The following is a 6,926-nucleotide window of genomic DNA, read 5'->3' as shown; positions in this document are numbered from 1 at the left end:
GTTGTGGAGCCTACTTTAGACCACAAGCCGTCTAAAGGATTACTGAAGTGAGTTACCAGTAATTTCTCCACTCTCACCCAACCATTAAATAATTTTTCGGATAACTTCTGAGTAGTTTCTACAATATGCTAGTCTATTAGGCCTTTTTTGCCCCACTGTGTCAACCGTGGGGCTACACAAACCCAGCCGAACTAGAGTTGATGTAGGGTGGGCAGTGCACCAGACAGATAATCAAGCTTGCAAAGGGCGTTGGTAGGCACTGCCCACCCTAGGATTAATCACTGGATTTACGATCCGTATCAACCTAGGTTGATGTAGGGTGGGCAGTGCACCAGACAGATAATCAAGCTTGCAAAGGGCGTTGGTAGGCACTGCCCACCCTAGGATTAATCACTGGATTTACGATCCGTATCAACCTAGCTGAACTAGTAATCACCCTCAACCACCAAGGTTCCCCACTTGGAGAACTTGGGCTGAGGGCTCCCACCCTGACCATTTATCCTGTAATCAGTTTCAGAAGGTGACCATGATGGTGAAATTTTGGTCTTTGTCCCTTGCTTTAGAAGCTGCCTCAATCCTGCTAATTGTTCCCAAGGCGTTTAGCCTGCCACTGACGCTTGCCTCTGGCTTCTCCCCTGTACCGAGCACAGAGATTGAGCTACCAGTGTGCTACATGCAAACCGATAATGGCACCCTTGTAGATCTTAGTAGTCTATGTGGCATCTCAGACTCCAAAGTAGTCATTAGCGAAGTGAGTTTCCAAAATGACCGTCTTATCGGTCGTGTAGTCAACAAAACCGACAAAACTGTCTACTCGACCCGAGTAAACTATGAAATTCTCGATGATGACGGCAGTGTAATTGGCACCAGTTCCATGTACACCAATCCCCCTAACCTCAGTGCTGGAGAAAGTGCTACTTTCGAGACGGAAATGTGGGGTGGTCGGGAATTAAAAACCACATCCGTTGACTGGGATCGTAAACCGACTCCATGATTTCGATATCAATTCACGCTTTTGAGGCATAAATTGCTGAGCAACTGAACCTAAGTATTTGGTCTTTAGGTGAATGCTTACCACTGAATCCCACATAATAATGTCATCAATAAATTTAAAATTGACAGTTTTCAATTAATAACTAATAATTCACTATAACGGTTCTCATATTAATCAGGTACACAGGATTTTTTTATTGTTTCCTACTCCCTACTCCCTGTGCCCTGTGCCCTGTGCCCTGTTTCCTGTGCCCTGTGCCCTGTTCCCTAAAAACCCAGAACTATGTACTTAAAAAATCGCAAACCGCTATAACAATTAACGTACCTGACTACGAAGTGATTAACAGTCGGAGATATTAGATTCAGATTTGAGTGAACAATCAACCCACCCCTTGAGCTTAAGCAGAAGGGGTGGGTTTTCATTCACTCTAATGACAAGAGTAAGGGAGTAGCCAAAAAATCAAATACCAGTTTTTAGCTTGTAGGGTGGGCAAAAACAGTTTGTTTCTTTTGATTATTCTAAATTATATTACTTTGCCCACCCTACTTTAATTGGTATTTTTTTTACACGCAAGTCCCTAAAGCTAGCTGCTGACTATCCTAAACGTAGAAGGAGAAGTTGAGATCCTCAACCGTATCGATAACGACAATATTACTAAGTGAGTTATTCTCGATTATCCACATGCCATTCTGTCCAGTAACGGAATTACGGAAGAAGAAATCATTAATACCATCTCGGTTAGCGTCATAGGCCCCACGGAATTCCCAAGGACCGTCTGCTGGTCGGGAATCGATCAGCACTGCCTCCTGGAAAACAGTACCATCGAGCTTCCAGTAGGCAAACTCTTGGGTATTCATATTTTCCCAGATAGCATCTGCGTCACCATCGTCATCCATGTCTCCAGCCGCAACTAACTGCCAGGGATCATTAGGTGATATGGTCAACCTGTCACCATTGGTATTCGTAATAAACGTAGCATTCTGAAACCCGTTTTCATCTATTTCCCAAACAGCAATTTCTCCGCTGGATGTGTTGTACCAGAAAATTTCTTCTGCACTATCACCGTTAACATCTCCCGTGCCACGGATTTCCCAGTTGAGGTCTGATCCCGGTTGACCTGCTGGTGCCTGAGTAATTATTGCTTCCTGGAACTCGGAGCGTTCCATCTTCCAAACCGCAACACCGCCGGTTAGGGTATCACGCCACAGAGGATTCCTGATACCATCGCCTAAATCCACAACACCACGAGCTTCAAATCCAGTGTTGTCTGGTACCGACACCTCCTGACCACTTTGATCGGTAATAAACGCTGTCGTCTCGACGCTAGTCCCCTGGCCATTTAGAGTCCACAAACCAACTTTTGCACTGACAGGATTATGCCAGAACAGATCCACACTGGGGATTCGGGTAATTTCAATGGCATCAAGTCGCCCTCGCTCGAAATTCAAATCAGAATTATTGCTATCTGCCAGTACCGAGATTTCTATTTCATCCCCTGGAGCAAGGTCTATGTTTTGAAAAAGGGGTTTATTTGGATTAGCCTCAGCACTTAGGGTGCCACTTGAATTGCCACCCCTCAGAGGGACATAATTCCTTGGCTCAGCTGTTGGCCGAGGTCTATTAGCAGGTAAGTTTAGATTATAAACATAGGTACCAACTACCTCTCCATTGACACTAAATGTCAGGGGAGATTCCCCATCCTCTTCGTCAAAGTAGGCAATACGAATATCGTACTTACCAGCTGGTCCATCCTGTGCTGTCCATTGAAAGGTAAGCACACCGGGAACTGGAACCGGGTTATCAAAGTCTGTGATCTCGACGGCTCGACCCCCTGAAGCAACGAGATTAATATTGTTGAAACCGGTTATGCCGTAGTTTACTCGCGTTACGCGAGTACCTTCTGCTTCAATCAGAACCATAAGATAGTTTTTTCCCAAAAGTTATCTGTGTTTACATTGGTTGGCTTTTCTTTTCCGTCCTGATGCACCAAAAAATTTCTAATTACTCCATCCCAATTCAGTCCCAACTCACTAATTGACGGGATGTGTAACTTACAAAAGCGATGCAGCTTAGGAACAGGGGAGGCAGTCCGGTCTTGGGGGTTCCCACGGGGCAAACAGCGGTGCGGACGCAGGTTCCGCACACAGCCCCTCCCCATGAGCAACTGCCGTGGTTTCCCCCACTCGCGCTTTGCATCAATACACTGGCATTACTCAAGGTCCCTTGCCTGAAATGGGATAAGAGTCTGTGAACTTTGTCTGTGAACTTTTGGGGAAAATTTAATTATGCTTATCGATGTATCTAGGGTACAATACCTTTCTAGATACCTATTTCTAGATATATCGATAAGGGTAAAACACCCCCTTTAATAGTTCAAAGATGCCCTGCTGAAATTTATCCAGTGAAACTGGATAAATTTTTTGAAGCCTTTTATATTATTTTACTGGCTAACGATACCCTGATAAAATTCCACCCCTAACAGATGATCTACTCAAAAAAATATTTTTGTTCCAGGCTTCAGATTTTTTTGGCGTTTTGACTGAAAAAAAACCTACCACTAGTATAAATGCCATAAAAATCCGTAAATGTCACTATCAAATTAGGTATATTCATTAAATTTTCATAAAAATTTATAAAATTTTTACTGAGTTGGCACTGAGCAAAAACTAATTATTATATAACATCAAGTCAGCTAATAATTATGAATGATAAATTTCCCCCTGCCTCAGGGCAGTTAGTGGGTAAGCTATCAGCTATCAGCTAATGCCCTACAGAGGGTGCTACTTGAGGTGCTTTTGAATAAAAGAGGTAAGCATTCGTTTAATCTTTTTTGGATCACAGCGTCGAAGCCTGTGCCACAAATAGAAGCCTGTGCCACAAAGGACTTCAAGTAGCGTGGCCATAGGCCAAGGACTTTTCTGTTGACTTTCAATTCTCATTAATCTATCAATATTAAATTATCCCGTTTGCCCATTGCACATTGCGCATCGGCGCACGCTACGAAAACGGCGCACGCTACGCGAACGGCACACGCTACGCTGGGTTTATTTTAAGCATGATAGCTGACAGCATTAGCCTGAATGCTGACAGTTTGATATCCTGGTGGTCGTACCTATTAATTAGTGAAAATCAGAGTGGCGCTAAAGATAAGCCAAATAAATAATATACCAGTTTAATTCATCCCCGTCAAAATTTTTGGGTCAGCAATAAATTTTTGGGTCAGCCAAATGCCTTGGATATCTGGTTTCTGACGATTAGATGCGTTTGCCCTAAAACTCGGAGATATTAGATTCAGATTTAAGTGAACAATCAACCCACCCCTTGAGCGTAAGCAGAAGGGGTGGGTTTTTCTGAACTTTAATTACAACAGAAAAGCTAGCTGCTGACTATCCTAGACGTAGAAGGAGAAGTTGAGATCCTCAACCCTATCGATCTCGACAATCTGACCCAGTGAGTTATTGTGGATCATCCACATGCCATTCTGTCCAGTAACGGAATTACGGAAGAAGAAATCATCAGTACCATCGTTGTTAGCGTCATAGGAACCACGGAATTCCCAAGCACCGTTTGCTGGTCGGGAATCGATCAGCACTGCGTTTTGGAAAACAGTACCATCAAGCTTCCAGTAGGCAAACTCTTGGGTATTCATATTTTCCCAGATAGCATCTGCGTTACCATCGCCATCCATGTCTCCAGCCGCAACTAACTGCCAGGGATCATTAGGTGATATGGTCAACCTGTCACCATTGGTATCCGTAATAAACGTAGCATTCTGAAACCCGGTTTGATCTATCTCCCAAACAGCAATTTCTCCAGTAGATGTGTTGTACCAGAAGATTTCTTCTGCACCACCACCGTTAACATCTCCGGTGCCACGGATTTCCCAGTTGAGGTCTGATCCTGGTTGACCTGCTGGTGCCTGAGTAGTTATTGCCTCCTGGAACTCGGAGCCTTCCATCTTCCAAATCGCAACACCCCTGGTTTCGGTATTACGCCACAGAGGACTCCTGTTACCATCGCCTAAATCCACAACACCACGGGCGTCAAATGGACTGTCGTCTGGTACCAATACCTCCTTACCACTTTGATCTTTAATGAACGCTGCCGTCTCGACGCTAGTGCCTTCGTCATTTAGAGTCCACACACCAAGTTGTCCAGTGACAGGATTACGCCAGAACAGATCCAAACTGGGGATAATATCTTCAGCTGGGGTAATTTCAATGGCATCAAGTCGCCCTAGCTCGAAATTATCATCATTATTAATGCTATCTGCCAGTACCGAGATTTCTATTTCATCCCCTGGAGCAAGGTCTACGCCCTTAAAAATGGCATTTGGATTATCCTCAGCACTTAGAGGGCGAGGGCCACGTGGATTGCCACCGCTCAGAGGGACATAATTCCTTGGCTCAGCTGTAATCCCAGGTAAGTTTAGATTATAAACATATGTACCAACTACATTGTCGTTGACACTAAATGTCAGTGGAGATTCCCCATCCTCTTCGTCAAAGTAGGCAATACTAATATCGTACTTACCAGCCGGTCCATCATCTGCTGTCCATTGAAATCTAAGCACACCAGGGTTTTCTTCAACCGGGTCATTAAAGCTTGAGATCTGGACGGCTCGACCGCCTGAAGCAACGGTATCAATATTGTTTGCACTGGTTGTCTCATAGTTGACTCGCGTTACGCGATCGCTTTCTGCTTCAATCAGAACCATAAGATGGTTTTCTCCCAAAAGTTATCTGTGTTTACACTGGTGGGCTTTTCTTTTCAGTCCTGATGCACCAAAAAATTTCTAATTACTCCATCCCAATTCAGTAACTCACGGGATGTGTAACTTACAAAACTGGCATTACTCAACGTCCCTGGCCTGAAATGGGATAAGAGTCTGTGAACTTTTTATGTGAACTTTGTATGTGAACTTTTGGGGCAAATTTAATCATGCTTATCGATGTATCTAGGGTACAGTACCTTTCTAGATACATGTTTCTAGAAACATCGGTAAGGGTAAAACACCCCCTTTAATAGTTCAAAGATGCCCTCCTCAAATCTATCCAGTGAAACTGGATAGATTTTTTGAAGCCTTTTCTATAGTTTGACTCCCTAACGATTCCCTGAACAAATTCCACCCCTAACAGATGACCTAGTCAAAAAAGTAGTTTGGTTCTAGGCTTCATATTTTTTTTTGGCGTTTTGACTGACAAAAAAAAATCCTACCATTAGTATAAATGGCATAAATTTCAGTAAATGTCACTATCAAAATAGGGATTTTCATCAAAAATTCATAAAAATTTATGAAAAATTTACTGAGTTAGTCCTGAGCAAAAACTAATTATTATATAACATCATTCAGCTAAGAATTATGAATGAGTAATTTTACCCTCCCTCAGAGCAGTTAGGGGTTATACCAAATCTGGGTTAAAGAATAATCTTTTTCATTCAGTCCCTCTTTGATTCAGTCATTGAGGTGTGCAAGCAAGCTTTTGCCCCAATCAATTTACTGTGTGGCAAAAAGGGTTAACAGCAGGTGATTTGAGATTATTCATAAAATTAACTAATTGACAATAAATAATGTTGAAATGTAGCCAGATATCTCTTGACTTGACGAAATATCCAAGAACCATCTATGGAGATGAGCTAAATTAAACAATGATGAAAATTTTTATAGGTGCGCGCCTCCTAGGGCGAGTAAATCGCCCTTGGGTCGCACCTCTAGGAATAAAAATCTGTTGCTATTGAAATCTAGGCTATCCACTATTACCGAGACAGTTACTCATTTTGGTAACGGCTAATGGGTAATAGGTAACTGGTCGGGGTTGTATAGCGCTACGGGCAAGTCAGAAGTGAGAAGTCAGAAGTCAAAAGTAAGCTAGGACTAGGTTTCGGAGTTTAGAAGCGATGCAGAGGTGCGACCCGTGGCGAATTTAATTCG

The 6,926-nt window shown here is 43.1% G+C and carries 6 protein-coding genes; 2 read left to right on the top strand and 4 right to left on the bottom strand.

The window, feature by feature from the left end; genetic code table 11:
- Nucleotides 1–231 precede the first annotated feature (231 nt).
- On the bottom strand, nucleotides 232–372 hold the full coding sequence (locus F6K37_RS28645) for a hypothetical protein (RefSeq protein WP_287253829.1): 141 nt from the start codon (nucleotides 370–372) through the stop codon (nucleotides 232–234).
- A 154-nt stretch (nucleotides 373–526) separates the two neighbouring features.
- On the opposite strand from F6K37_RS28645, the gene F6K37_RS28640 reads away from it, so the two are divergent.
- On the top strand, nucleotides 527–994 hold the full coding sequence (locus F6K37_RS28640; RefSeq protein WP_008183073.1) for an FxLYD domain-containing protein: 468 nt from the start codon (nucleotides 527–529) through the stop codon (nucleotides 992–994).
- A gap of 599 nt (nucleotides 995–1,593) precedes the next feature.
- On the opposite strand, the gene F6K37_RS28635 is transcribed toward F6K37_RS28640, so the two are convergent.
- Both F6K37_RS28635 and F6K37_RS28630 read right to left on the bottom strand, forming a co-directional pair.
- Nucleotides 1,594–2,913: a hypothetical protein gene (locus tag F6K37_RS28635; protein ID WP_008183071.1), complete on the bottom strand. Its 1,320-nt coding sequence runs from the start codon at nucleotides 2,911–2,913 to the stop codon at nucleotides 1,594–1,596.
- Between the two features lie 861 nt (nucleotides 2,914–3,774).
- On the bottom strand, nucleotides 3,775–3,933 hold the full coding sequence (locus F6K37_RS28630) for a hypothetical protein (RefSeq protein ID WP_287253828.1): 159 nt from the start codon (nucleotides 3,931–3,933) through the stop codon (nucleotides 3,775–3,777).
- A gap of 41 nt (nucleotides 3,934–3,974) precedes the next feature.
- Between F6K37_RS28630 and F6K37_RS28625 the strand changes: the two genes are divergently transcribed.
- Complete coding sequence (locus F6K37_RS28625) at nucleotides 3,975–4,157, top strand: hypothetical protein (RefSeq protein WP_287253826.1); 183 nt, start codon at nucleotides 3,975–3,977, stop codon at nucleotides 4,155–4,157.
- A 228-nt stretch (nucleotides 4,158–4,385) separates the two neighbouring features.
- On the opposite strand, the gene F6K37_RS28620 is transcribed toward F6K37_RS28625, so the two are convergent.
- Nucleotides 4,386–5,711, bottom strand: coding sequence for a hypothetical protein (locus F6K37_RS28620; protein ID WP_287253824.1), 1,326 nt, complete (start codon nucleotides 5,709–5,711; stop codon nucleotides 4,386–4,388).
- Nucleotides 5,712–6,926: the final 1,215 nt, after the last annotated feature.

The sequence above is a fragment of the Moorena sp. SIO4E2 genome (genome assembly GCF_010671945.1).
GTDB classification, from domain to species: domain Bacteria; phylum Cyanobacteriota; class Cyanobacteriia; order Cyanobacteriales; family Coleofasciculaceae; genus Moorena; species Moorena producens.
The sequence above is the reverse complement of the archived record's forward strand: the minus strand, read 5'-3'. Positions and strand labels throughout refer to the sequence as shown.

Excerpts from the sequence above, each read along its gene's own strand:
- F6K37_RS28640 (WP_008183073.1), top strand. The coding sequence starts at position 527 with ATGATGGTGAAATTTTGGTCTTTGTCCCTTGCTTTAGAAGCTGCCTCA.
- F6K37_RS28635 (WP_008183071.1), bottom strand. The coding sequence starts at position 2,913 with ATGGTTCTGATTGAAGCAGAAGGTACTCGCGTAACGCGAGTAAACTAC.
- F6K37_RS28630 (WP_287253828.1), bottom strand. The coding sequence starts at position 3,933 with ATGAGAATTGAAAGTCAACAGAAAAGTCCTTGGCCTATGGCCACGCTA.
- F6K37_RS28620 (WP_287253824.1), bottom strand. The coding sequence starts at position 5,711 with ATGGTTCTGATTGAAGCAGAAAGCGATCGCGTAACGCGAGTCAACTAT.